Source organism: Sphingomonas sp. IC081, assembly GCF_006874585.1.
Taxonomy (GTDB): domain Bacteria; phylum Pseudomonadota; class Alphaproteobacteria; order Sphingomonadales; family Sphingomonadaceae; genus Novosphingobium.
Map to the genome: position 1 here is coordinate 3,584,539 of NZ_CP029761.1, position 24,918 is coordinate 3,609,456.

Consider the following 24,918-nt stretch of genomic DNA (forward strand, 5'->3'; position numbering starts at 1 on the left):
CCGATCGGCGGGCCCGGTTCGTGCCATCGTCGTGCCAAAAAGGCGATTGGCTTGCTGGATTTTCGTGTATATCAGCCCAATTAGGTCGGTATTCGATCCGGGGCAGGCACAGCGATGTGTCCGGATATCCAGACCCTCTGCGGGGGATACCAGACTAGAAAACAGAATGTGGTCAGGATCTGGGCTCGTTTTCCGGATTATGCCGGGGCGGGTTGTCGATAAGAACAAGTCAATAACGTAGGGCAAGGGCAAACATGGCTGAGGCAGACGGCGTGCGCCGGCGCGATTTCATCAATATCGCCGCAGTAAGCGCGGCGGGAGTTGCAGGCGTCGGGGTGGTCGTTCCGCTCGTCAGCCAGATGTCCGCTTCGGCAGACGTGCTTGCCGCAAGCTCCACGGAAGTCGACATTTCCTCGATCCAGCCGGGACAGGCGATCAAGGCGATCTTTCGCAAGCAGCCGGTCTTCGTGCGCAACCTCACCCCTCACGAGATCGAGGAAGCCAACAAGGTCGACGTCTCCAGCCTGCGCGATCCGCAGACGCTGGAAGAGCGGACCAAGGAAGGCAAGGAGAACTGGCTGATCACCATGGGGGTCTGCACCCATCTGGGCTGTGTGCCGCTGGGCGCCGGGGAGGGGGAGCCGCGCGGCGAATTCGGCGGCTACTTCTGCCCCTGCCACGGCTCTTCCTACGATACCGCCGCCCGTATCCGTAAGGGCCCCGCGCCCAAGAACCTCGAGGTTCCGGCATACGAATTCTCCACTGACACGGTCGTCAAGATCGGCTGAGGCGAAGCGAGAGGATAACGAAAATGAGCTTTCCCTGGGCCAAGCAGTACACGCCAAGCCACCCCTTCATGCAGTGGATGGATGAAAAGCTTCCCATCCCCCGCCTCGTCTACAACGCGGTCGGTGGCGGCTACGAGGTCCCACGCAACCTCAACTATTTCTGGAACTTCGGTTTCCTTGCGGGGCTTTGCCTCGTGCTGCAGATCGTCACCGGTGTCGTCATGGCCATGCACTATGCGGCCAACACCGCCGTGGCCTTCGACACCATCGAGCAGACCATGCGCGACGTGAACTGGGGCTGGCTGATGCGCTATGCCCATGCCAACGGCGCCTCGGCCTTCTTTGTGGTCATCTACATCCACATCTTCCGCGGCTTCTTCTACGGTTCGTACAAGGCCCCGCGCGAGATGGTGTGGCTCCTGGGCGTGGTGATCTTCCTCTTGATGATGGCCACCGCTTTCATGGGCTACGTGCTGCCGTGGGGCCAGATGAGCTTCTGGGGCGCCAAGGTCATCACCGGCCTGTTCAGCGCCATTCCCTTCATCGGCGAGCCGCTCCAGCAGTGGCTGCTCGGCGGTTTCGCGCCGGACAACGCCGCGCTCAACCGCTTCTTCTCGCTCCACTTCCTGCTGCCCTTCGTGATCCTGGGCGTGGTGATCCTGCACATCTGGGCCCTGCACATTCCCGGCTCGTCGAACCCGACCGGCGTCGAGGTGAAGAGCAAGAGCGACACGGTTCCCTTCTATCCCTACTATGTCGCCAAGGACGGCTGGGCGATCGGCGCTTTCGCGATCCTGTTCTGCGCGGCGGTGTTCTTCTTCCCGAACTACCTCGGCCACCCGGACAACTACATTCCGGCCAACCCGATGAGCACGCCGGCACACATCGTCCCCGAATGGTACTTCTGGCCATTCTACGCGATCCTGCGCGCCTTCACCCAGGACTTCCTGTTCATCCCGGCCAAGCTGATGGGCGTGCTGGCGATGTTCGGCGCGATCATAGTGTGGTTCTTCCTGCCCTGGCTGGACAAGTCGCCGGTGCGTTCGGGGGCCTACCGCCCGCTCTACCGCAAGTTCTTCTGGATCCTGGTGCTGGACATGCTGGTGCTGTTCAAGTGCGGCGGCGCCCCGGCGGCGGAGCCCTACGTCATGATCAGCCAGCTTGCGGCGCTCTACTACTTCGCGCACTTCCTGATCATCATCCCGATCGTCTCGGCCATCGAGAAGCCGGATCCGCTGCCCTTCTCCATCACCGAGGCCGTTCTCGGCGCGGATGAAGAAGCCAAGCTCGCTCCCGCCGCCGCGCCGGAAGCCTGATCAACAGCTGGAACGAAAGACGAAAGACATGGCACGCATTCTCTCGATCCTCGTCGGGCTGTTCTTCACGGTGGCTCTGGCCTGGTCCTTCGGTGTGGGGTTCTACACCTGGGCCACCGAGCCTCCGGCGCCCACCGCCGAGCATGAATTCCACATCAAGCCCGAGGAATTCCATTTCGCCAGCGATGGGCCCTTCGGCAAGTTCGATCGCCAGCAGCTCCAGCGCGGCTTCCAGGTTTACAAGGAAGTCTGCTCGGTCTGCCACGCGCTGCGCCACGTTGCCTTCCGCGATCTTGCCGCGCTCGGCTACAACGAGGCGGAAGTGAAGGCGATCGCCAAGGGTTTCCAGGTGCCCGTCTACAACCCGGCGACCGGTGAAGTGGCGACGCGCGAAGGCACGGCGACCGATTACTTCCCGCCGGTGGTCTATGGCGGCCAGGGTAGTCCGCCGGATCTCTCGCTGATCGCCAAGGCCCGCGAGGAAGGTCCGCAATATGTCCGCTCGCTGCTCAACGGCTATCGCGACCAGCCGGCCGAGCTTCTGAAGCAGTTCCCGGATTCCAGGACTCCGGATGGCCTGCACTACAACCCGTACTTCGCGAACCTCAATCTCGCGATGCCGCCGCCGCTGACCGCCGATGGCCAGGTGACCTATTCGGATGGTACCAAGGCGACCAAGGATCAGATGGCAACCGATGTGGCCGCCTTCCTGATCTGGACCGCCGAACCCAAACTGGAGAAGCGCAGGCAGACCGGTTGGGCGGTGCTGGGTTTCCTGCTCTTCGCTACCGTGCTGGGCTACATGTCCTACCGGAACATCTGGGCCGGCAAGAAGCACTGACGGCCCGGCCGCGCCATCAAATCGAAGGCCCCGCCTCCCCTTGGGACGGCGGGGCCTTTTGTTTGTCACGTATAGGGGGTAGGGGCCGGGGCCATGACACTCGACGAGATCAAGGCGATCGTCCGCACGGTTCCGGACTTTCCCAAGCCCGGCATCCTGTTCCGCGACGTGACAACGCTGGTCGGCAACGGACCGGGTTTTGCCGCTGCGGTCGAACTGATGGCCGAGCGGGCCCGTGCCGTCGGGGCCGAGGCCATCGCCGGGATCGAGGCGCGGGGCTTCATCTTCGGCGCCGCGATTGCCTCACGCCTGGGCCTGGGCTTTGTCTCGGTGCGCAAGCCGGGCAAGCTGCCGGTGCCGGTGCTCGCCATCGATTACGCACTGGAATACGGTACCGACACGCTGGAGGTCGATCCCGAGGCGGTGGCGGAGGGGCAGCATGTCGTCCTGGTCGACGATCTGCTGGCGACCGGGGGCACGGCGCTGGCGGCAGTCGAACTGCTGCGCAAGGCGGGCGCACGGGTTGACCATGCGCTGTTCGCCATTGATCTGTTTGAACTGGGCGGCGGTGAACGGCTGAAGCGAGCGGGTGTCGCGGCCGATGGGCTGCTCGCCTTCGAGGGCCACTGACCCTCATTCACGAAATTTCACAAGAGAAGCGTTGACGAGCCGCCGCTTCTCGTGGCAAGCGCCTGCCTCTGGCGGCGCAAGCCCCATCGGCAGGTTCCGAGCGGGCGGGTATAGCTTAGTGGTAAAGCTCCAGCCTTCCAAGCTGGCTATGCGGGTTCGATTCCCGCTACCCGCTCCAGCCGCCCTTTACGACATCCTGGTTTTACTCCGGCGGCAGGGCCGCGGCAGTGACCACCATGCGCCCGAGGAACACCGGCTTGTCCGCACCGACCACGATTGGCTGGCCGGGCTGCGGGAGTGTGTCCTTGCGCTCCAGTCCGGGGGCAATGCCGTAAGCCAGCGAAGAGGATGCGGCGATGGCGGCGGCGGTCTGGAACAGGCGGAACATCCGGAAAAGCCCTTTGCGAACTGGCGACGTCTTCCCTTGTGAGGGGCAGCTGTCGCAGGGCTATGTTCGGTCCGCACCACTTTGTGTAAAAGTGTCTCCGTCTCGCGACCATGGCGAAAGCGCCTCGCAGTTTCAGTCGGCCTTGAGGCGATAATATGTTTTGGTGCGGCTTTCATTTACGAAACTGGGCATAGTGACGGGATGAATTCCAGCGCCTGGGCGGAATTCCGTGCGAATGCACGAAGTGTCGTTTTCCGATTGAGCATAATCCTGTAAGCGTTCGTTCCGTAAATCGTGTGGAGGATCGCCTTGGACAGTCAGGAGCCGCTTTTGCAGCCGCTGCGTATCGGTGAAAGGATGCCGCGTTTCGTGGCACGCAGCACGCAAGGGCCCTTCGATCTTGATGCCTATCGCGGGGAGTGGCTGATCCTGTTTTCCCACCCCGCCGACTTCACCCCTGTCTGCACCAGCGAAGTGCTGGCGCTTGCGCGTGCGGCGCCGCGATTCGAGGCGCTGGGCTGTCGACTGGCCGGGCTTTCTGTCGATAGCCTCTATTCACATCTCGCCTGGATTCGTCTCATGCGAGACACGACGGGAGTGGCGATCAATTTCCCCATCATCGAAGATCCGACGATGGAGATCGCCCGGGGGTTCGGCATGGTCGGGGCGGGCGCACATGATTCCGCGACGGTGCGGATGACCTATTTCATCGATCCGGACGGGGTGCTGCAGGCGCTCAACAGCTATCCGCTGACGGTCGGGCGTTCGATCCCGGAAATGCTGCGGCTGCTGACCGCGCTGCAAGGCGTGGGTGAGGGCGCGGGGCTGGCGCCGGCGGACTGGCAGCCGGGAGACGCCTTGTGGCCGGTTCCCGCGGAGACGGCGGAAGCAGCGCTGGCCAGCGCAGGGCCCGCAGCCTGGTTCTACGCCCCTCAAGACAAGGGGCGCTGACATGGAGTCGCAAGGCGTACCCCCAGGCGGGGAGAGAATGGCGCTCGAACACATCGCCGAATTGCTGAGGGCGCTTGCCCATCCGCTGCGTTTGCAGATTCTGGATGCAGTATGCGAAGCGGAACTGTCGGTTGGGGAGATCGAGGAGGTCACGGGCATTGGCCAGCCGGGCCTTTCGCAGCAGCTGGCCGTGCTGCGGAAGGCGGAGCTGGTGGTGACCCAGCGGACCGGCAAGCAGGTGTTCTACCGAGTCGATGGTGAGCGCATGCAGGCACTCGCGCACTATCTCGGAGGGCGGCTGGGAGGCGCCGGTCCGGCGCTTCCAGCCGGTGGCGACTCGGCGGTGGCAGGCGAGACGGCGGTCACCGTGAGGGGCGGCGCGGCAGGCTTTGCGCGGGTCCTGAGGTGATCCAGACGGCGGACCACCCGTCCCACGCCGCCTAGCAGAGTGCGCGAACCTCGATCCGCGAATCACACAGGACAAGCGGTGCAGGGCGGTGCGAAACGAGGACAAGGCCCGTTTCCGACTGTGCCAGCCAAGAGGACAGGGCCGTTACCAGCGCCGCTTCCGTCTGTCCGTCAAGCCCTTCGGTCGGTTCGTCCAGCAGCAGCCAGGGGCGATTTGCCAGCAGCGCGCGCGCGAGCGACAGGCGTTTGCGTTCGCCGCCTGACAGGATTCCGCCTGCCTCGCCGATGGGGGTGGCAAGGCCGTGTTCGCTGCGTGCGACGCGGTCCTTGAGCTGGGCCACATCGAGCGCGGCCCACATTTCCGCCTCGCTCACGCCAGGGCGGGCCAGTCGCAGGTTGTCGGCGATCGTGCCGATCAGTAGCGGCGCATCCTGCGGCGCCAGCGCGAACTGGGCGGAAAGGCGGCGCGCCGCGCACTGGTCGACCGGGGTGCCGTCCACGCTCAGCGGTACGGTTGACGCGCGCATTCCTGCCAGGGCCAGCAGCACCCGGGTCTTGCCCGAGCCGGAAGGGCCCGTGAGGGCGATTCGCGAGCGTGCGGGAAAGTCGTGATGGCCGATGCCTAGCATCGCGGGCGGTGCCGATTCCTGCGGAGACAGCGCCGGGTCGAGCGCGTTGATCGCGGCAATCCGGTTCAGTCCGGCGTGGAGCGAGGCGCGGCGCAGCAGGCTGCGGGCAAAGCCTCCCATGGCCTCGACCGCGGCGGCGGTTGCCAGCATGGCCAGTGCGACAATCGGGGCAGGCGCTGTTGCGAGCAGCAGGAGCCCTGCCATCGCGAGGGCGCCGTACAGTGTCATAAGCCCGCCTTGCAGCGCTTCGGCGCGAAACAGCGCGCTGCGGGCGCGATCGAGCTTGCGGGCCAGCGGCTCCAGCTCTCCGAACGCTCTTTCCGCGAGCCCGTAAGCGGTGATTTCGGCGCGCGAGGCGGCAAGCTCGATGTATCGGCTGCGCAAGTCGCCAAGCGCCTCGGCGGCCTGTTGTGCCGGTGCCCGGGTGAGCGCCGCCGAGATGCGGGCGAACAGCAGCGGCAGCAGGCCCAGCGCGGCCAGGAGGAACAGCAGGGCGGGAAGACCGGCAAGGCTTGCCGCGACGAGCCCCACGGCCGCCGACACAAGCGCCGCGTGGCGCGCCGGCTCACGGATGACGAGGTCTTCCAGCGCGGCGACATCGTCGATGAGGCGGGAGGCGGCCTCGCCAGGAGAAGCATCGGCAGCCTTGCGGCTGTCTTGTGCGGCCAGCTTGTCGAACAGCGATCCGCGCAGGTCCGCCATGCTTTCGAGTGCGACCTTGTGCGAGAGCAGCCGTTCTCCATAACGGGCCAGCGTGCGCACGATCGCCATCAGGCGAATGAGGGCGCTCGGGATCAGGTAGTTGAAGGCGGCCACGGCGAGGGTGCCTGCCGACCCGGCCAGGGCTGCTCCGGTCAGGAACCACCCCGAAACCCCCAGGAGGCCGATCGCCGCCACGGTCGCAAATCCGGCGCAGAGGCTGGCGAAGAGCAGCCGCCGGCGGGGCAGGCCGGCAATGGCGAGAGGATTGTCGGACGAGGCGGAAACGGAGGCGTTCACAGCGCGATCTCCTGCCGGGCGGCGGCGGTCATGGCGGGGTCATGGGTGGCCACGAGGATGCAGCGGCGACGTGACAGGTCGCTCAGCAGGGCGACGATGGCGGCGGCGGAGGCGGTGTCGAGGTCGGCGGTGGGCTCGTCGCAGAGCAGCAGTGGACGGTCCGAGAGGATCGCGCGGGCGAGGCCGATGCGGCGCCGCTCGCCGCCAGAGAGACCTGAGCCGTTATGGTCGATCGCCATGTCGAGGCCGCCGCGCCGGGCCAGCATGGCGCCGAGGCCGACACGTTCGGCCACCGCGAGGATCTCCTCGCGGGGGGCATCGGGGGCCGCCAGCGCCAGGTTTTCGCCCAGCGTTCCCGTCAGCAGCAGCGGCCGCTGGGCGGCCCAGGCGATCTGGCTGCTGACCAGCGGGGCACCGACCCGGTCGCATATCTGCCCGGAGTTGGGGGCGACCTGTCCGGCGATGGCGGCCAGCGTGCTGGTCTTGCCGCTGCCGGTGGGGCCGGTCAGCGCGACAAGGTCGTGACGGGACAGGCTGAAATCGAGGGGGCCGACGCTGATGCCGGGGAAGGCCAATGTCAGGTCCGCGACGCGCAGGCCGCTGAAAGGGGCGGGGGCGTTTCCCGGAAGGGGGCTGGCCGGCAAGGCATCGCGCAGCGGCTCGAGCGCCGTTTCGGCGGCCTCGCCCAGCTGCTTCTCGTGATAGGCAGCGGCGAGGCGGCGCATCGGCAGGTAGAATTCCGGGGCCATGGCCAGAACAAAAAAGGCGGGCACCAGCGTCAGCGTTTCCGGCGCGCGGAACGGCAGCAGGCCGAGCAGCGAGAAACCGCAATAGACCGCCACCAGCGCGATCGAGAGCGCGGAGAAGAACTCCAGCACGGCGTTGGAGAGGAAGGCGGCGCGCAGGACGGAAACCGTGCGGTCCGCAACTTCGTGGGTGGCATCGCGGACCTGGCGCGAGATGCGGGTTTCGGCGCCGAAATGGCGGATCAGCGGGAGATGCGTGAGACGGTCGACAAACAGGCCGGACAGTGCGGCGAGGGCTGCCAGTTGCCGCTCGGACGCCCGGCGCGCGGCGGTGCCGGCAAGGATCGAGCCCAGCACGAAGGGCAGCAGCGTTGCCAGCATGATCAGCGCGGCGACCCAGCTTGCGGGGGCGACGATCGCCGCCACCACCAGCGGGCCGATCACGGCATTGAGCCGCACAGGCGAAAAACGGACGTCGCGATTCTCGATCGCCATGGTATGGTCCAAGGCAAGTGTGGCGCTTTCTCCGATGCTTAGCGGCTTTGAAAGGCGCGATCCAAGGAGGGAAGTCCACAAGCCGCGACGTCGCTCGCGGCTGTTTGCCTGCGCGGCAGCCACGGCGTGGCGGTCAAGAGCGAAGGCGGAAATGGCGCGCAGGCACGCCCCTCCCAGGATGAGCGCGGCCGGTGCGAGCAGCGGGGCCTGCGTCGCGACGTGTCCAACGCCGCTGGCGAGACCCCAGGAGAGGACGGCGGCCCCGGCAATATCAAGCAGCCAGGGTACAGCCAATTTGACATAGATCAAATTAAAGAAACCATGTAAGTATCGTTTGACAGCCCTCTTGGGCGGGCCTAACGCGACCCTACGAAACCAACCTGCCCGAGGCAACCTCTCTCTCCCTCTCGGGCCGCTAAAAAGGCGGGATTCGACATGATCGACATGGCAGTTGTTGAATTGTCCCGGCTACAGTTCGCCCTCACGGCGCTGTACCATTTTCTCTTTGTACCCTTGACCCTCGGGCTTTCCTTCATTCTCGTAATTATGGAAAGTGTTTATGTGATTACGGACCGCCCCATCTGGCGGGACGTGACCCGTTTCTGGGGCAAGCTTTTCGGCATCAATTTTGTCCTCGGCGTGGCCACCGGTCTCACCATGGAGTTCGAGTTCGGCACCAACTGGGCCTACTACTCGCACTACGTCGGCGACATCTTCGGCGCTCCGCTGGCGATCGAGGGCCTGATGGCCTTCTTCCTCGAGGCGACGTTCGTGGGCCTGATGTTCTTCGGCTGGGACCGGCTTTCCAAGCGCGGCCACTTGCTGACGACCTTCATGGTTGCGCTCGGCTCGAATCTGTCGGCGCTCTGGATTCTCGTCGCCAACGGCTGGATGCAGCATCCTGCGGGTGCGGTGTTCAACCCCGAGACGATGCGCATGGAAGTCTCGAACTTCAAGGACGTGATCTTCAATCCGGTCGCGCAGGCGAAGTTCGTGCATACCGTGAGCGCAGGCTATGTCTGCGCCAGCCTCTTTGTGCTGGGTGTCTCGGCCTATTACCTGCTGCGTGGACGTCATCTGGAGCTTGCCAAGCGCAGCTTCACGGTGGCGGCGGCCTTCGGCCTTGCCTCCTCGCTCTCGGTCGTCGTGCTGGGTGACGAAAGCGGTTATGCCGTTTCCGACAACCAGAAGATGAAGATGGCGGCGATGGAGGCCATGTGGGAGACCGAAAAGGCTCCTGCCGGGCTCACGCTGGTCGGCTTGCCGTCGAACGAGAAGCACGAGACCGCTTACGAGATCCAGGTCCCCTATGTTCTCGGCCTGATCGCCACGCGCAGCCTGTCGGGCGAAGTGACCGGCATCATCCCGCTGGTCGAGCGCGCCGAACAGCGCATGCGCACCGGTATCGTTGCCTATGACGCGGTCGAGAAGCTCAAGGTCAACCGTAACGACCTTGCCGCGCGCGAAGCATGGGAGCGCAACAAGGACGATCTCGGTTACGCCCTGCTGCTCAAGCGCTTTGTCGCCGATCCGCGCCTGGCCGACGAGGCGACCATCACCAAGGCAGCCTGGACCACGGTTCCCAACGTGCCCGCGCTGTTCTGGATGTTCCGCGTGATGGCGGGGCTGGGCTTCTTCTTCATCGCCTTCTTCGCCACCGCTTTCGCCTTCTCGGTGCGCCGCCGGTTCAACGCCAGGTGGTTCCTGCGCGCCGCGGTGCTGGTCATGCCGCTGCCGTGGATCGCGATCGAAGTGGGCTGGCTGGTTGCCGAACTCGGGCGTCAGCCCTGGGCGGTGGACGGGGTGCTGCCGACGTTCCTGGCCGCATCGAGCCTGACCGTGCCGCAGATCTGGACCACCATCATCGGGTTCACGCTGCTCTATGGCACCATGGCGGTGATCGAGGTGAAGCTGATGCTGGCGACGATCCGCAAGGGTCCGGAAGTCTACGAGGGCCATGAAGGCGCGCCGGTTCGCGAACGCGCACCTGCCAGCACCTTCACTGCCATCCCGGCCGAGTAAGCAGGAGGCAAGAATGTCCATTCCTTTCGACTATGAAACGATGCGGGTGATCTGGTGGCTGCTGATGGGCGTGCTGCTCATCGGCTTCGCCCTCACCGACGGTTTCGACCTGGGCTCGGCTTCGCTCCTGCCCTTCGTCGGCCGCAGCGATGCCGAGCGCCGCATGGTGATCAATGCCATCGGTCCGACCTGGGAAGGCAACCAGGTCTGGTTCATCCTGGGTGGCGGCGCGATCTTCGCGGCATGGCCTTACGTCTATGCCGTCAGCTTCTCGGGCTTCTACATCGCGATGTTCCTGGTGCTGGCGGCCTTCATCCTGCGGCCCGTGGGCTTCAAGTACCGTTCGAAGAAGCCCGATCCGGCCTGGCGTTCGCGCTGGGACTGGGCGCTGTTTGTCGGCGGTTTCCTGCCCTCGCTGGTGTTCGGTGTGGCGGTCGGCAACGTGCTGCTGGGCGTACCCTTCCGGCTCGATAGCGACATGCGCAGCTTCTACGAAGGCACGCTGCTGGGCCTGTTCACGCCCTTCGCGCTGCTCTGCGGCGTGGTGTCGGTGGCGATGATCGTGCTGCACGGTGCCGGCTGGCTGACGCTCAAGCTCGAGCAGGGGCCGGCACGTGACCGCGCGCAGCGTTATGGCCAGGTCGCGGCGCTGGTGGCCTTTGTGCTCTACGCCCTTGGCGGCGTCTGGCTGGCGATGGGCGATCTTGGCTACCAGTTGGTCGGCGCCGTCGATCCGCAAGGGCCGTCGAACCCGCGCTTTGCCGAAAGCGCCCACGTTGCCGGAGCATGGCTGGCCAATTACGCCGCCCATCCCTGGATGATCCTGGCCCCGGCGCTGGGCCTGGCCGGGCCGCTGGTGGCACTGGCGGGCATTCGCGGGCGCAAGGACACGCTGGTCTTTGCGGGCTCCTCGCTGGCGAACCTGGGCATCATCGCCTCGGTCGGCCTGTCGATGTTCCCCTTCATCCTGCCCAGTTCGATCGATGCGCGCTCCAGCCTGCTGGTGTGGAACGCCTCGTCCAGCCACACGACTCTGTTCATCATGCTGCTGGTGACGGTGATCTTCCTGCCGCTGGTGCTGACCTACACGGCCTGGGCCTACAAGGTCATGTTCGGCCGCGTGACCGAGCGTGAAGTGGGCATGAATCCCGACTTCTATTGAGGAACCGACTATGTGGTACTTTTCCTGGATCCTTGGCGTCGGCCTGGCGGTCGGCTTCGGTATCATCAACGGGGTGTGGCACGAGTTCCACACCGATCCGGCCGAAGAGAAGACGGTCCTCGACTGACGTCATGACAGCGGCGGCGCTCCACCAGGGAGTGCCGCCGTTTTCCTATCGGCGCGCTAGCCCATCCATGCACCAGGTCCGGGGCGATGCCGCAAGCGCCAGATGAGTCCGGAAAACGTGCCGAAAAATGTGGCTACGGTCCCGGCTTCCCCCGTCAATCGACCACGAGGTAGTAGTTCGCCAGATACTGGCCGCCGTTGTGGACCTCGATCCGGTAGCGCTGGGTGAACAGCGGCACCCAGTTGCAGGCCGGACCGTCCTTGCCGGACTGGCAGACGATACGCTTGTCGCCGTCGGTCACGCGCAGGCTGACGGGCTTGCCGCCTTGCGTGGCGACCGAGACGCTGGCCTTACGGCCGGAGAGGAACACCTGTTCGAAACTATCGCTCTGGCCGGCCGGGACTTTGCCGAGCCGGTAGCCGGGGCCGAGCGGGCTGCCGCGCAGCGGCGAACCGGCGGGGGCGACGGTGCTGCGCCATTCGGGCACGGGGTCGGCGCCGGTCCAGCCATCCAGCGGATGGGCGCCGGACCGATCGATCACGCCGAGCGCGCGGGCCAGGGTCTCGCTGTCGCCGCCGTCGCGTGCGGCCTGCGCCTGGGCCAGTGCCTCCGCCACGCGCTGCCCGCTAGTGGGGACGGCGGCATAGGCGCTGGGCGCTAGTGACGTCATGGCGGCAACGCTGCCCATCAGGCTGCCCACCAGTCTGCCCATCAGGCTGACGGCCAGACAATCGCCAACAGGCAGGCAGAAACGCAGGTAACCGGTCTTGCTCACGGGCTATCGCCTGGCTTGCGGGGCAACCTTGAAGCAGGCGCCGCGCGTGGAGGGCAGGAGGGTGATTTCAAGCTGGTGGCGCTCGGCAATCGCCCGGCACAGCGCCAGCCCGAGGCCCGCGCCGTCCTGCGTTCCGGGCTCGCTGCCGCGGGCGAATTTGTCAAATATCTTTTCGCGATCGGCCGGGGGTACACCGGGACCGTCGTCGCAGACCGTCAGGCTGGGGCCGGGCGCGAGCCGAAGTTCGACGGTGCCGCCGACCGGCACGAACTTGAAGGCATTGTCGAGCAGGTTGGTGATGAGCCGGGTGATCTGCATTTCCTCCCCCTCGATCATGACGTCGGGGGCGATCGCCAGTTTCAGGGTGTGACCCGATTCCTCCGCGCTGTCCGCGTAGAGTTCGCCGAGCCGGAGCGCGAGGGCACTGAGATCGACGGGGGCAAGGCCGTGGCGGTCGCCGCGGCGGGCCTGGCTGGCGGCAATGTCCAGCAGCGATTCGAGCATGCGCACGATGTGGCGGATCTCCTGCCTGGCATCGGCGATCCGCGCCGCGGTTTCCGCCTCCGGTGCGGCGGCCAGTGCCTTTACCAGCCGGTTGTCGAGATGCATCAGCGGGGTGCGCATCTCGTGGGCAAGCTGATCGGTCGTCTCGCGCTGGGCGCCCGCGAGGCGGCCCAGCCGGGCCAGCGCTTCGCTGGAATGGCGGGTCAGTTCGTCGATCTCGTCACGGTCGAGCGAGCCCTTTTCAAGCCGGGCCAGCGCTTCGTCGTCGGGATGGCGGAAGGCGGCATTGATGCGCTCGATCCGCGTGCGCAGCCGGTGCGCGGCGGTCATCCCGATCAGCGCCACCGCCAGCGTCGCCAGCAGGCCGCCGGTCACGTAGACCAGCGCCACTTGCCGGCGCAGCGCGTGGATGTCGTGGTCCTCGTGGGCTACCAGCAGCCTGAGGTCCGGGCCAAGCTGGGTGGCACGCGCAAAGGCGCTGCCGCCACCGGGAAGGGCAATCGGACCCGATTCCGAAATCCCGGCATGAAGCCCGGGCCACTGGCGCAGGTCGCCCGCCAGGCGCCGACCTGCCGTGTCGGCCAGCAGGTAATGCGCCAGCTGGCCGTCGCGCGGTTGCAGGGCGAGGCGATCGGCGATCCGCCGCGCCAGTTCCTCGCGTCCGCCGCTGGCGTGGATATCGACCATGCCGGCAAGATCGAGGTCGACCGCACGTTCCAGCGCGATCTGGTTGGTATTGCGGATGGTCGCGTCGGTCAGCAGCCAGAGACAGGCGGTGATGGCGGCGGCAATGATGATTGCCCAGAGCACGGTCCGCGCGAAGATCGAGCGGTGGAAGCGGGTCGGCGGCGAGGTGGACTGGTGCGGCACGCGCTTATCGGCGGCCGTCGAGCAGGCGATAGCCCGAGCCCCAGATGGTTTCGAGGGGCTTTGTTGCATAACGCGTGACAGGCGTAAAATTATGATTACTTGTAATTATTATGCGACCCGTACGGTGTTGGGCGTTCCGATTTGCGAGAAGCGATTGAGGATTGCAGCACGGACTTTGAGCTCGGTTATCTGACGCTCAAAGGTGCGCGCGGCGACGCGCGGACCGAGCAACTTGAAGCAGTGCATCTTGGTCTCGACCAGGCTGCGTCGATGGTAGCCGCTCCATTTCTTCCAAATTGCCCTGCCCAGGCGTTTCATCGCGCGCAACGTCTCGTTGCGGGCCTCGACGCCGGGGCCGTCCTCGGTCCATGCCTTGCCGTTGCGGCGAACCGGGATGACCGGGTCGGCACCGCGCGCATCGATGGCCGCGTGGCAACCTCTGGTGTCATAGGCACCGTCGCCGCCGACGGTGACAATGGTCTCATCCTCGGGGATCTGCGCCAACAGATCGGGCAGCGTCTGGCCATCGCCGACGGCATTGCTTGTGACCTCGATCGCTCGGATATCGAAGGTTTCCGCGTCGATGCCGATGTGCACCTTGCGCCACTGGCGGCGGTAAGAAACGCCGTGTTTCCTCGCTTTCCATTCCCCCTCACCGATCATCTTGATCCCGGTGCTGTCGACCAGCAGGTGCAGGCCTCCCGCGCTGGCGCGCGCGCCCAGATCAACCGACAAACTCTTCTGGCGCCGGCACAGCGTCGTATAATCCGGTGCCGGCCAGTCCAGACCCGCCATCCTTAGCAGGCTCTCGACCAGACCCGTCACCTGCCGCAGCGGGAGTTGGAACAACCCTTTCAGCGTCAGGCAGAACTCGATCGCCCGGTCCGAAAACCGCAGCGGCCGACCAGGCCGACCATCGGGCGCCGCAAACCAGTCCATCCCTGGGTCGAACCACACATCCAGCGAGCCTCGCCGCCGGAGCGCTGCATTATATTCGGGCCAATTGGTCGTGCGATACTTCGGCGGGGTCGGTCTGGGCATCCGGCCCATCTATGACATCCGATTCCTCAAGGGAATCCATCACCTTGTTATGCAACAAAGCCATTCGAAGGCGCCGTAGAGGATCACCGCGCTATGCGTGCGGCCCGAGGCCCGCCGGTGCAGCGCGCGCAGGCGGGCGAGCAGTTCCTCGGCCTCGAAGGGCTTGGCCAGATAGTCGTCGGCACCGCCATCGAGCCCTTCGGCGCGGTCGGAGCTGCGCCCAAGCGCGGAGAGCATCAGCACCGGCGTGCCGACCCCCGATTCGCGCAGGCGTTCGAGGATCGTCAGTCCCTCCAGATCAGGCAGCATGCGGTCGAGGATGATGACGTCGAAACGCTCCACCCCGGCGAGCTTGAGCCCGTCCTGCCCATTGGCCGCCCAGGTCAGTGCCAGGCCTGCTGTTTCGACGACTTCGCGCACCTGCCGGGCGGCGCGGGCATCGTCTTCGATGTAGAGGATGCGTGCGGCGCTCATGATCCCGTGCGCCGTGCCTGTGATGCCGAATTGCCTGTCAAAACCTGAGCCCCGTGATGACGGGGCCCCGGCATGGGCCGGGCCCCCGATCAGATAGCCATTGGCGGATGGGATTTCCGCTGACAATGCCTGTTATAGCACGAAATTTCAGGATGTTACTTCGCTGGTGGGGCTGCTGCCGAGGCGTTTTCGGGAAGCCCGCCGAGCTGGCTGACCAGCTTGGTATAGGCATCGAGGTAGGCGAGCACGATGATCTGGCCGATCTGGGTGTTCTGGTAGCCACCCCCGCCGACGCCGCCGAAGGTGCCCCCGAAGAAGCCGCCGCCGCCCGCGCCGAAGCTGACGTCGGACTTGCGGGCATAGCCCTCGGTCAGCGCCTCCTCGACCGTGGTGCGCGAATTGACGATCGAGAGGGTGACGTTGGCCTCGCCCTTCTTGATGTTGAGTCCGCCGGCGATCGCGCCGACGCCGTGGCCGAACAGACCGCCCACCCCGCCCAGCACGCCGCCGATGCCGCCGCCGCCGGAATTGTTGTTGGTCGAGACGATGTCCGGCTGGAGGAAGTAGTCCGCTGCCTTGATCTGGCCCTTGCCGATGTTGGAGCCGCCCTGCAGCTCGCCTTGTTCGGCCAGCGCGCGTTCCATCGCGCTGTTCTGGAGCGAGCGGCCGCGATTGACGAGGGTGAAGCAGCGCGACTGCTGCACGAAGACGCGCAGGATCGCCTCGGGACTGCCGAGGTTGAACTCGCGCCACCACTGGTTGTCAGGCTCGATGATGGCGACGGTGCCGAGATTTTTGCGGCAGACGGGAATCTGCCGGGTGCCATTGTCCTGGGCCTTGCGGGCCGATGACCGGTCTTCCGCAAAAGCTGCAGGAGCACTTGCCACGATGGCAAGCGCGGCGAGCGCGCATGCGAACGTTTTCATCGTTCTGGTCCCTCCGTTACGCCGCTCGGGCAATTGCCGCTGCGGCGATCTGGTCTCCGGCCGGTACACGGCCGGTATTTGGCCGTTTCACTGGAATAGTGTCGGCGCCAGACCTTAAGATGGAATCGATTGTGGGCAAATGACTAATTCTGTCAGATTCGATCCTTGAAGCCGGTGTCCATGCACCGAAGGGAGCATCAGCGCGGGGCGACCGCCATGTTGTCGATCAGGCGGGCCTTGCCGATCCGGGCGGCAACCAGCAGCCGCATCGGCCGGTCGGAGCGGGCATCGAGCAGGGCGAGATCGTCCGCGTCGCGCAGCTCGGCATAGTCGAGCGAGGCGAACCCACCGGAAAGCAGGGCCTTTTCGAGGTCCGCGAGCGCATCGGCAACGCGGGTGTCGCTTTCGATGGCGGCGATGGCGGCCTTCATCGCAGTGGGCAGGGTGACCGCGGCGGCGCGCTGCTCGGCGGTGAGGTAGGCATTGCGCGAGGACCGGGCGAGGCCGTCCGTCTCGCGCACGGTCTCGACGCCGATGATGGCACCGGCATGCGGCTGGGTCAGGTCGAGGTCACGCGCCATGCGGCGGATCACCGCGAGCTGCTGCCAGTCCTTCTCGCCGAACAGGGCGACGTCGGGCAGCACCTGGTGGAACAGCTTGCACACGACCGTGGCAACGCCGTCGAAATGGCCGGGGCGGGCGGCGCCGCACAGGCCTTCGGACACACCCGTCACCGAGATGTTGGTGGCAAAGCCCTGCGGGTACATTGCCTCCACGGTGGGCGCCCAGATCAGCGCCACGCCTTCGGGTTCCAGCAGGGCGCTGTCGCGCTCCAGCTGGCGCGGATAGGCGTCGAGATCCTCGTTGGCGCCGAACTGCAGCGGGTTCACGAAGATCGAGACGACCACGTGATCGGCGTGCTTGCGGGCCTCGCGCACCAGCGTCAAATGGCCTTCATGAAGCGCGCCCATGGTCGGCACCAGCGCCACGGTCCCGGTCTCTCGCAAGGTCGCGACGGCACGCCGCAGTGGATCAAGGCTGTGGACGGTTTGCATTGGGGGTGGCTGCTCCGTTAGAATGGACTTGACCGGTTCTCGCGCCCGCCCTTAGCGCCGGCGTGCCCCGGGCGGCAATTGATATCCGCTTCCGGTGGAAGCAGATCGGTATTCGCCAGTCAGGCAGGACCGGCGGCAACAGGGAAAGCGACAGGGTCCGTGACAACGCATCGCATCGTCTTCGCCAATGAAAAGGGCGGCACCGGCAAGTCCACGACGGCGGTCCATGTCGCCATCGCACTGGCCTATCAGGGCGCCAAGGTGGCCGCGATCGATCTCGATCCGCGCCAGCGCACGCTCTACCGCTATCTCGAGAACCGCATGGAGACCGAGCGCCAGCGCGAGATCGCGCTGCCCGGCGCCCGTTTCGCGGTCTACGACGGCGAGGATATCGACGAACTCGACGATCTTGCCGAGCAGATCGCCGAGGGCTACGATTTCCTGATCTTCGACACCCCCGGCCGCGACGACCAGTTCGCGCGCCACGTCGCCGCCACCGCCGACACGCTGGTGACGCCGCTCAACGACAGCTTTGTCGACTTCGACCTGATCGGCCAGGTGGAGAGCGATACCTTCCGGGTGAAGAAGCTCTCGTTCTATGCCGAACTCATGTGGGAAACCCGCAAGAAGCGCGGCCTCAAGACGATCAACGAAGGCCGCCGCGAACTGGACTGGGTGGTGGTGCGCAACCGTGTCCAGCACGTCGAGGCCAAGAACATGCGCCGCCTCGAAGGCGCGCTCAAGGAACTGTCGAAGCGCGTGGGCTTCCGCATCTCGCCGGGGCTTTCGGAACGCGTCATCTTCCGCGAGCTGTTCCCCTCGGGACTGACCCTGCTCGACAAGGGCCACCTTGGCGAACTGGGCACCAGCCATCTGGTCGCCCGCCAGGAACTGCGCGGCCTCGTGGCCGGGCTTAACCTGCCGATGCCCGCGCGCCGCGAAGCGCAGCTCGCACTGAGCGACGAGGGCTGACGCTGCCGCCATGAAGCTGATCTGGCTCATCGCGCTGGGCTGCATTGCCTGCAAGATGCTGACGGGCCGCTGGCCTTGGAACTATCTGGGCTACGACTGGCCGGCGTCCGGGCGGCGCAAGCAGGGGGGCTTTGCCCGGATCCACGCCGAGGCGCAGGCGCGGGCTCTGCTGGGCCTGTCCGAAGGCGCCAGCCGCGAGGCGATCCTCGAGGCGCATCGCCGGCGGGTGGTCCAGGTCCATCCCGATCGCGGCGGCTCGAACGAGAAAGTCCACGAGGCCAATGCCGCGCGCGACCTGCTGATCGGCGCGCTGGATCAGGACACAGGATCCTGAGCGGCAGCGTACAGCGCGGTGAACTGCAGGGCTACCGCATCGACCCGACGATCCTGCGCGAATACGACATTCGCGGTGTGGTCGGCGAGAAGCCGGGAGGCAACCTTGGAGCCGGGGATGCCCGTGCCATCGGCCGCAGCTTCGCTACGCTGGTGCGGGCGCAAGGCGGCGGCAAGGTCGTGGTCGGGCGCGATGGCCGGCTCAGTTCGCCGATGCTGGAAGCGGCTCTGGTCGAAGGGCTGACCGCCAGCGGCGTCGACGTCGTGCGGATCGGGATTTCGAGCAGCCCGATGCTCTATTTCGCCGAACTGTCAGCCGAAGATGTGCAGGGCGGCATTCAGATAACTGGCAGCCACAATCCCGCCGATCAGAATGGCTTCAAGATGGTAATGGCGGGTCGGCCCTTTTACGGGGCGGCGATCCAGCGGCTGGGGGAACTGGCCGCCGCCGGGGAATGGAGCCGCGGTGCCGGCCGCGTCGAAGACCGCAGCGTCATCGATGCCTATGTCGAGGGCATGCTGGGCGCACTTGCCGACTTGCCCGCCGACCGTCTTGCGGCGCTGAAGATCGGTTGGGATGCGGGTAACGGTGCCGCCGGTCCCGTGCTGGAACGATTGACCGCGCGATTGCCTGGCGAGCATCATCTTCTCCACACCGACGTTGACGGGACCTTCCCCAACCATCACCCGGATCCGAGCGAGGAGGCCAATCTTGCAGACCTGCGCGCGCTCGTCGCGGCGAAGAAGCTCGATTTCGGAGTGGCCTTCGATGGTGACGCCGATCGTATCGGGGTGATCGACGGGCAGGGGCGGGCATTGGCCGGGGATCAGTTGCTGCTGATCTATGCCGAGGATGTCTTACGCAAAAACCCGGGGGCGCGGGTGATCGCCGACGTGAAGGCCTCGCGCGTGCTGTTCGATCGGGTCGCGGCGCTGGGCGGGGTGCCGGACATGTGGAAGACCGGGCATGCGCTGATCAAGTCCAGAATGAAGCAGACCGGCGCCGTGCTGGCGGGTGAGATGACCGGGCACATGTTCTTCGCGGACGACTATCACGGCTTCGACGATGCCTTCTACGCGGCGCTGCGCCTGATGGCGGCCACCTTGCGGCTGGATCGCAGCGTCGCCGAGTTCCATGACGCCATGCCGCAGCCGGTCTCCACGCCCGAACTGCGCTTCGCGGTTGGGGAAAGCCGCAAGTTCGCGGCCGTCGAGGAAGTGCGGGGACGACTGGCCGAGGCGGGCGCCGAGGTGGTCGCGGTCGACGGGGTGCGGGTGACGACCGCGGACGGCTGGTGGCTGCTGCGTGCGTCGAACACCCAGGCCATGCTGGTCGCACGGGCGGAAAGCGAAACGCCCGAAGGTCTGGCCCGGCTGGTCGGCGAGATCGACCGGCAACTCGCGGCCTCGGGGCTGTCGCGCTGATCGCACGCGATGACGGCAGGTCAGGGGAGGGCCAGCGCGGCGATGCCGATCCCGGCGGCGCTGGCGATGAGCGGCAAGGCCGCGGCCCGCCCCTGCTGCCATCCCGCCAGGCTGATCGATAAACCTGCCTTGAACAGGGTGTTGAGCGCGACGGGAACGGCCAGGACCAGTCCTGCCGTTCGCGCGTCGAGCGACTGTCCGGCAAGACCGCCCATCGTGATGATCGCGGAATCGACATCGACGCTTCCCGATATCGCCAGCACGACCGCAAGGCCGCGTTCCCCGAAGGTGTTCAGAACCCAGAGCGAGGCGACCGTCAGGACCATGACGAGGCCGGCCAGCACCAGCGCCGGTCCGATGTCGAAGGGATTGCGCACCGGCATGTCGCTCGCTGCCGGGGTGGGCGCCGGCGGGGAGGGTGATGGGAGGGCCGGAGATGGGGAGGCTGGCGCGGCCTTGCGGGTGCGGTGCAGCAACAAGGCCGCAGCGACCAGCGCGATCACCAGGCCCGGGACGACCAGCCGTGCGAACGTCGGCAAGGCGGCGGGGGCGAGGGCGCTTGCCAGCAGCAGGACACGCACGAACATGATGGCCGAGGCGCAGGCGATCCCTGCCGGCAGCGCCGCATCGGCGTCGCCGGCCTGTTTCATCCGGCTGGCGAGCGAGGCGGTCACCGCGGTCGAGGAGACCAGCGATCCGGCGGCGGCGGTGGCGATCACGCCGCGCGTGGCCCCCAGCAGGCGGGCGGCAAAATAGCCGGCGAAGGAGAAGCCGGAGACCAGCACGACGATCAGCCACAGCTTGCGGGGGTTCCAGGCCTGATAGGGGCCGAACGGCTGGTCCGGCAGGAGCGGCAGGATGACCAGCGCGATCAGCGCGAAGCGGGCGATCGACAGCACTTCGCGCTGGCTCAGCCGGTCGATCCAGCCATGGAGCTGATCGCGCAAGGTCAGCAGCAGCACCATCACCACGGCAATGGCCGTGCCGGTCAGCCGCTGGCCGAGGCCGACATAGAAGCCGCTCGCCAGGGTCAGCAGTGCGACCAGGGCGCCGGTGCCGCTGACCGTCGCATTGATCCGGCTGTCCTTGAGATAGCCGATCAGCACAAGCAGCGCGGCGGCGGCAAGGACGACCGTGGACGGCCCGGGGGCCTGGATAAAAAGCTGACCGGAAATCCCGCCGCTCAGGCCCATCAGCGCGAATGTGCGCACGCCTGCAAAGCGGGTGCCGGCAGCCTGTTCGCGCAGTACCCAGCCGCGCTGGATGCCGACCAGCAGACCCAGCGCCAGCGATACGGCCAGCAGGGCGAGATGGGATTGGGCAAGATCGGTCGGCATGATCGGTCGGCGGGGGCCTTGCCTTTCGTGACACGGAAACGGTCATCGTGGCGGCAACGGGCGGCCCAGGCAACTCTTCGTTTCGGCGGGCTTTTCTCGGCGTGCGGGCTATGCTCCAAGGGACGGGTGATGGTTGTGAGACGAACCTGGCGATGACACCCGCGCTGCCCGCCGAGATTGCCGCTTGGTTCGCCGCGCGTGGCTGGCGCGTGCGGCGCCACCAGGCCGAGATGCTGGCGGCCTCCGATCGCGGCAACCATGCGCTGCTGGTCGCCGATACCGGTGCGGGCAAGACGCTGGCGGGGTTCCTGCCGACGCTGGCCGATTTCTGCCCCTCGCGGCTGGACGGTGGCCCGCCGCCCGAGGGCCTGCACACCATCTACGTCTCGCCGCTCAAGGCGCTGGCGCACGACGTGCAGCGCAACCTCTTGGCGCCGGTCGAGGAGATGGGCCTGCCGGTCCGCATCGAGACGCGCAGCGGCGATACCCCGTCCGACCGCAAGGCCCGCCAGCGCGCACGGCCTCCGCATATCCTGCTGACGACGCCGGAATCGCTTTCCCTGCTGTTGACCTATCCCGAGGCGGGAGAGCTGTTCTCAGGGCTCAAGCGGATCGTCGTTGACGAGATCCACGCCTTCGCTACCGGCAAGCGCGGCGATCTGCTGGCCCTGTCGATGGCGCGGTTGCAGGCCTTGTCGCCGGGGCTCCGGCGGGTGGGACTGTCGGCGACCCTGGCCGATCCCGACGGGTTCCGCGGCTGGCTGGCGCCCTGGGGCGACATCGAGGCGGTGGAACTGGTCGAGGGCGAGGAGGGGGCCGAACCCGACGTCTCGATCCTGCTGCCGCAGCAGGAACGTATCCCATGGAGCGGTCATGCCGCGACCTGGGCGATCCCGCAGCTCATCGCGCAGATCGCGGCGTACCGCACGACGCTGATCTTCACCAACACCCGCTTCCTGGCCGAATATATCTTCCAGGAACTCTGGAACGCCAACGAGGACAACCTGCCGATCGGCATCCATCACGGCTCGCTGTCCCGGGAAGCGCGGCGCAAGGTGGAAGGCGCGATGGCCGAGGGGCGGCTTAGGGCACTCGTGTGTACCGCCAGCCTCGATCTAGGTGTCGATTGGGGTGACATCGATCTGGTGGTGCAGATGGGGGCGCCCAAGGGCTCCTCGCGCCTGCTCCAGCGCATCGGGCGTGCCAATCACCGGCTGGACCAGCCGAGCAAGGCCATGCTGGTGCCGGGCAATCGCTTCGAGTTTCTCGAGGCTTTCGCCGCGCAGGAAGCGGTCCGCGAGGGGCAGCGCGACGGGGAACCGTTCCGACCGGGCGGTCTCGACGTTCTGGCGCAGCATGTGATGGGAAGCGCCTGTGCGGGGCCGTTCCGGGAAGCGGAACTGGCGGCGCAAGTACGGTCCTGCTCGGCCTATGCCTGGGTGGACGACGCCAGATTTGCGCGGGTCCTGGAATTCGTCGCGACCGGGGGCTACGCCCTGCGCTCCTATGACCGGTTCCGGCGCATCGTGCGGGAAAAGGACGGTGCATCGGGCTGGCGCTGGCGGCTCACCCATCCCGAACACGCCGCCCGTCACCGCCTCAATGCCGGGATCATCGTGGATGCCGAGATGCTGGAGGTGCGCTTCCGCAATGGCCGCTCGCTGGGCAAGGTCGAGGAAGGTTTCGGTGCCAGCCTGAAGGCGGGCGATACCTTCCGCTTTGCGGGCATGGACCTGGAGGTCGAGGCGCTGCGGGAACTGGAACTGATCGTGCGTGCCGCCAGACGCTCGGCAACGATCCCCAGCTACATGGGCCAGCGCATGCCGATCTCGACCCATCTTGCCGACCGGGTAAGGGCGATGCTGTGCGATCGCGCGGGCTGGGCGCGGTTCCCGGACGACGTGCGCGAATGGCTGGAAGTGCAGGACTGGCGTTCGCACCTGCCGGCACCGGGACGGTTGCTGGTGGAGAGCTTCCCGCATCAGGGCTGCGCCTATACCACGTATTATACGTTCGAGGGCTGGCCGGCGAACCAGTCGCTCGGCATGCTGATTACCCGGCGCATGGAAGAGCGCGGGCTGGGGCCGCTCGGCTTTGTCGCCACCGACTATGCGCTGGTGGTATGGGGGCTGCGGCCGGTGGAGGACCCCGCCGCGCTGCTCTCGCCCGATATCCTGACCCACGAATTTGTCGACTGGGTTGAGCAGTCCTACCTGCTGCGCCGTGCCTTTCGGGAGGTGGCGGTGATTTCCGGTCTTGTCGAGCGCCAGCAGCCCGGCACCCGCAAGTCGGGCCGGCAGGTCACGTTCTCGACTGACCTGATCTACGACGTGCTGTGCAAGTACGAGCCGGATCACCTGCTGATCGAGGCGGCCTGGGCCGATGCCCGCGCGCGCATGACCGACGTTGCCCGTGTCGCCGATGTGCTTGATCGGGCGGCCAGGGAGGTGGACCATGTCCGTCTGGACCGGATCAGCCCGCTGTCGGTGCCGGCCCTGTCGATGATCGGGCGCGAATCGCTGCCGGCAGGATCGGCCGACGAGGATCTGCTCATGGAGGCGGAGAGCCTGGCCTCGCTGGCGATGCGGGTCGATCCGCCCGCCAGCAAGGACTGAGCGTCTTGCAACGGCCGGCTATTGTTCGAAGTGGCCGAAACGATCGTTGTCGACGAAGCCGAAATTGGTGACCCCCGATGCCTTGATGGCGGCGAGCACTTGTGCGGCGCGGTCGTAGCTGGCGCCGGCGTCGGGCCGGAAACGGAGTTGCGGTTCGGTCGGCATCCGGGTGGTGCTGTAGAGCAGTTTGGCCAGTTCGGCGCTTTCCACCGCCTCGCCGTTCCAGCGGATCGTTCCATTGGCGTCGAGAGAGACGGTGTTCTGCAGCGGCTGCACCACCTGGGTGGTCAGGCCCGAAGGCAGGTCGATGGGAACAGAGTTGGTGGCAACCGGGATGGTGATCACGAACATGATCAGCAGCACCAGCATGACATCGATCAGCGGGGTGGTGTTGATGGTGCTGATCGGGGTTTCTGAAACGGCCTCTCCAGTGGTCATGGGCAAGTCCTCTCTATCGGGTCTTTTCCGCACTGGCATGAGATCTAACGCGAAACCGTCAGTGCTCCAAGTGAACATCCTGTCCGCGCGCCGACTTGGAGGCGGCCACGGATCGCGGACATAGAAAGCGGACATAGAAAAAGGGGCGGATTTCTCCGCCCCTTCCCTGGTCCCGAAGGTCCTGTTCGCGCTTTCGGCTTACTTGCCGAAGGTGCTGAACTGTTCGTTGCCGACGAAGCCGAACTTGGTCACGTTCGCAGCCTTGATGAGCTGGAGAACCTGAGCCGAAAGTTCGTACGACGCCTGCGGTTCCGGCTGGTACTGCAGTTCGGGCTCGACCTTGTAGGTCAGCGACTGCGCCAGCAGGTTCTGCAGGGTGCCCTGGTCGACGGCATTGCCGTTCCACAGGATCCGTGCATCCGCGGTGAGCACGATCTTGTTCTTGATCGGGTCCACCGGCGGCGGGTTGTTCGTCGGAGGGGTTGCAACCGGCAGGTCGATGTCGATCGAGTTGGTCGCAACCGGAATGGTGATGATGAACATGATGAGGAGAACGAGCATGACGTCGATCAACGGCGTCGTGTTCATTTCCATCATCGGCGCGCCATCATCCTTGCCGCCTGACATTGCCATGGAATGTTACTCCTTCTC

26 protein-coding genes and 1 tRNA gene are annotated in these 24,918 nt (G+C 66.1%); 15 read left to right on the plus strand and 12 right to left on the minus strand.

Translation table 11 applies throughout. The annotated features are described in order from the left end of the window. Nucleotides 1–254 precede the first annotated feature (254 nt). From petA to DM450_RS16985, 5 genes are all read left to right on the plus strand, one after another. Nucleotides 255–788, plus strand: a complete 534-nt coding sequence (petA, locus tag DM450_RS16965; protein WP_142636768.1) for a ubiquinol-cytochrome c reductase iron-sulfur subunit — start codon at nt 255–257, stop codon at nt 786–788. Between the two features lie 23 nt (nt 789–811). Then, entirely contained in the window at nt 812–2,104 is a 1,293-nt protein-coding gene (locus DM450_RS16970; protein ID WP_142636770.1) for a cytochrome b, read from the plus strand. 28 nt (nt 2,105–2,132) lie between these two features. Next, nucleotides 2,133–2,945: a cytochrome c1 gene (locus tag DM450_RS16975; RefSeq protein ID WP_142636772.1), complete on the plus strand. Its 813-nt coding sequence runs from the start codon at nt 2,133–2,135 to the stop codon at nt 2,943–2,945. Between the two features lie 93 nt (nt 2,946–3,038). Further along, nucleotides 3,039–3,575 (plus strand): adenine phosphoribosyltransferase, encoded by a 537-nt coding sequence (locus DM450_RS16980; RefSeq protein ID WP_142636774.1) that lies wholly within the window; start codon nt 3,039–3,041, stop codon nt 3,573–3,575. A 104-nt stretch (nt 3,576–3,679) separates the two neighbouring features. Then, nucleotides 3,680–3,753: transfer RNA gene (locus tag DM450_RS16985), tRNA-Gly, on the plus strand. Between the two features lie 24 nt (nt 3,754–3,777). Here DM450_RS16985 and DM450_RS16990 read toward each other — a convergent pair. Next, nucleotides 3,778–3,963 carry a hypothetical protein gene (locus DM450_RS16990; protein ID WP_142636776.1) on the minus strand — a complete coding sequence of 62 codons (186 nt, stop codon included), beginning with the start codon at nt 3,961–3,963 and terminating at the stop codon, nt 3,778–3,780. A 357-nt stretch (nt 3,964–4,320) separates the two neighbouring features. On the opposite strand from DM450_RS16990, the gene DM450_RS16995 reads away from it, so the two are divergent. Beyond that, the gene (locus DM450_RS16995; protein ID WP_142638055.1) at nt 4,321–4,914 is read left to right on the plus strand and encodes a peroxiredoxin; all 594 of its coding nucleotides are present in this window, start codon (nt 4,321–4,323) and stop codon (nt 4,912–4,914) included. Nucleotides 4,915–4,951: 37 nt separating this feature from the next. Beyond that, nucleotides 4,952–5,323, plus strand: a complete 372-nt coding sequence (locus tag DM450_RS17000; protein WP_142636778.1) for an ArsR/SmtB family transcription factor — start codon at nt 4,952–4,954, stop codon at nt 5,321–5,323. A 31-nt stretch (nt 5,324–5,354) separates the two neighbouring features. Here DM450_RS17000 and DM450_RS17005 read toward each other — a convergent pair whose 3' ends face one another. Together DM450_RS17005 and DM450_RS17010 are read right to left on the minus strand one after the other, a co-directional pair. After that, nucleotides 5,355–6,950, minus strand: coding sequence for an amino acid ABC transporter ATP-binding/permease protein (locus DM450_RS17005; RefSeq protein ID WP_260609949.1), 1,596 nt, complete (start codon nt 6,948–6,950; stop codon nt 5,355–5,357). Next, nucleotides 6,947–8,191 (minus strand): ABC transporter ATP-binding protein/permease, encoded by a 1,245-nt coding sequence (locus DM450_RS17010; RefSeq protein ID WP_260609950.1) that lies wholly within the window; start codon nt 8,189–8,191, stop codon nt 6,947–6,949. Before DM450_RS17010 ends, DM450_RS17005 begins: the two co-directional genes overlap by 4 nt. Before the next feature lie 126 nt (nt 8,192–8,317). Between DM450_RS17010 and DM450_RS26280 the strand changes: the two genes are divergently transcribed. The 4 genes from DM450_RS26280 (at nt 8,318) to cydX (ending at nt 11,502) form a co-directional block, all read left to right on the plus strand. Then, complete coding sequence (locus DM450_RS26280) at nt 8,318–8,518, plus strand: hypothetical protein (RefSeq protein ID WP_260609951.1); 201 nt, start codon at nt 8,318–8,320, stop codon at nt 8,516–8,518. 108 nt (nt 8,519–8,626) lie between these two features. Continuing rightward, nucleotides 8,627–10,213, plus strand: coding sequence for a cytochrome ubiquinol oxidase subunit I (locus tag DM450_RS17015; protein ID WP_142636782.1), 1,587 nt, complete (start codon nt 8,627–8,629; stop codon nt 10,211–10,213). 13 nt (nt 10,214–10,226) lie between these two features. Then, nucleotides 10,227–11,375: a cytochrome d ubiquinol oxidase subunit II gene (cydB, locus tag DM450_RS17020; RefSeq protein ID WP_142636784.1), complete on the plus strand. Its 1,149-nt coding sequence runs from the start codon at nt 10,227–10,229 to the stop codon at nt 11,373–11,375. A 10-nt stretch (nt 11,376–11,385) separates the two neighbouring features. Next, nucleotides 11,386–11,502, plus strand: a complete 117-nt coding sequence (gene cydX, locus DM450_RS17025) for a cytochrome bd-I oxidase subunit CydX (RefSeq protein WP_142636787.1) — start codon at nt 11,386–11,388, stop codon at nt 11,500–11,502. Between the two features lie 154 nt (nt 11,503–11,656). Here cydX and DM450_RS17030 read toward each other — a convergent pair whose 3' ends face one another. From DM450_RS17030 to panC, 6 genes are all read right to left on the minus strand, one after another. Next, entirely contained in the window at nt 11,657–12,277 is a 621-nt protein-coding gene (locus DM450_RS17030) for a hypothetical protein (RefSeq protein WP_260609953.1), read from the minus strand. Nucleotides 12,278–12,280: 3 nt separating this feature from the next. Continuing rightward, nucleotides 12,281–13,651, minus strand: coding sequence for a sensor histidine kinase KdpD (locus DM450_RS17035; protein WP_260609954.1), 1,371 nt, complete (start codon nt 13,649–13,651; stop codon nt 12,281–12,283). A 108-nt stretch (nt 13,652–13,759) separates the two neighbouring features. Continuing rightward, nucleotides 13,760–14,692, minus strand: a complete 933-nt coding sequence (locus tag DM450_RS17040; protein ID WP_142637381.1) for an IS5 family transposase — start codon at nt 14,690–14,692, stop codon at nt 13,760–13,762. Between the two features lie 39 nt (nt 14,693–14,731). Continuing rightward, nucleotides 14,732–15,166, minus strand: coding sequence for a response regulator transcription factor (locus DM450_RS17045; RefSeq protein WP_312846152.1), 435 nt, complete (start codon nt 15,164–15,166; stop codon nt 14,732–14,734). A 155-nt stretch (nt 15,167–15,321) separates the two neighbouring features. After that, nucleotides 15,322–16,092 (minus strand): CsgG/HfaB family protein, encoded by a 771-nt coding sequence (locus DM450_RS17050; RefSeq protein WP_142636791.1) that lies wholly within the window; start codon nt 16,090–16,092, stop codon nt 15,322–15,324. Between the two features lie 197 nt (nt 16,093–16,289). Next, nucleotides 16,290–17,147 (minus strand): pantoate--beta-alanine ligase, encoded by an 858-nt coding sequence (gene panC, locus DM450_RS17055; protein WP_142636793.1) that lies wholly within the window; start codon nt 17,145–17,147, stop codon nt 16,290–16,292. A gap of 159 nt (nt 17,148–17,306) precedes the next feature. Here panC and DM450_RS17060 point away from each other — a divergent pair, with 159 nt between their 5' ends. Genes DM450_RS17060 through pgmG form a run of 3 tightly spaced genes read left to right on the plus strand, consistent with a single transcriptional unit; the run spans nt 17,307 to nt 19,877 of the window. Then, nucleotides 17,307–18,119: a division plane positioning ATPase MipZ gene (locus tag DM450_RS17060; protein ID WP_142636796.1), complete on the plus strand. Its 813-nt coding sequence runs from the start codon at nt 17,307–17,309 to the stop codon at nt 18,117–18,119. A 10-nt stretch (nt 18,120–18,129) separates the two neighbouring features. Further along, complete coding sequence (locus DM450_RS17065) at nt 18,130–18,453, plus strand: molecular chaperone DnaJ (protein WP_142636798.1); 324 nt, start codon at nt 18,130–18,132, stop codon at nt 18,451–18,453. Nucleotides 18,454–18,476: 23 nt separating this feature from the next. Further along, the gene (pgmG, locus tag DM450_RS17070) at nt 18,477–19,877 is read left to right on the plus strand and encodes a phosphoglucomutase/phosphomannomutase PgmG (RefSeq protein WP_142638061.1); all 1,401 of its coding nucleotides are present in this window, start codon (nt 18,477–18,479) and stop codon (nt 19,875–19,877) included. 20 nt (nt 19,878–19,897) lie between these two features. Here pgmG and DM450_RS17075 read toward each other — a convergent pair whose 3' ends face one another. Further along, a complete protein-coding gene (locus DM450_RS17075; RefSeq protein WP_142636800.1) occupies nt 19,898–21,214 on the minus strand; it encodes an MgtC/SapB family protein in 1,317 nt (438 codons plus the stop codon). Between the two features lie 152 nt (nt 21,215–21,366). Between DM450_RS17075 and DM450_RS17080 the strand changes: the two genes are divergently transcribed. After that, on the plus strand, nt 21,367–23,829 hold the full coding sequence (locus tag DM450_RS17080; protein ID WP_142636802.1) for a ligase-associated DNA damage response DEXH box helicase: 2,463 nt from the start codon (nt 21,367–21,369) through the stop codon (nt 23,827–23,829). An 18-nt stretch (nt 23,830–23,847) separates the two neighbouring features. Here the strand turns inward: DM450_RS17080 and DM450_RS17085 are convergent, their stop codons facing one another. Together DM450_RS17085 and DM450_RS17090 are read right to left on the minus strand one after the other, a co-directional pair. Beyond that, the gene (locus DM450_RS17085; RefSeq protein WP_142636804.1) at nt 23,848–24,267 is read right to left on the minus strand and encodes a biopolymer transporter ExbD; all 420 of its coding nucleotides are present in this window, start codon (nt 24,265–24,267) and stop codon (nt 23,848–23,850) included. Nucleotides 24,268–24,465: 198 nt separating this feature from the next. After that, entirely contained in the window at nt 24,466–24,900 is a 435-nt protein-coding gene (locus tag DM450_RS17090) for an ExbD/TolR family protein (RefSeq protein WP_142636806.1), read from the minus strand. Nucleotides 24,901–24,918 lie beyond the last annotated feature (18 nt).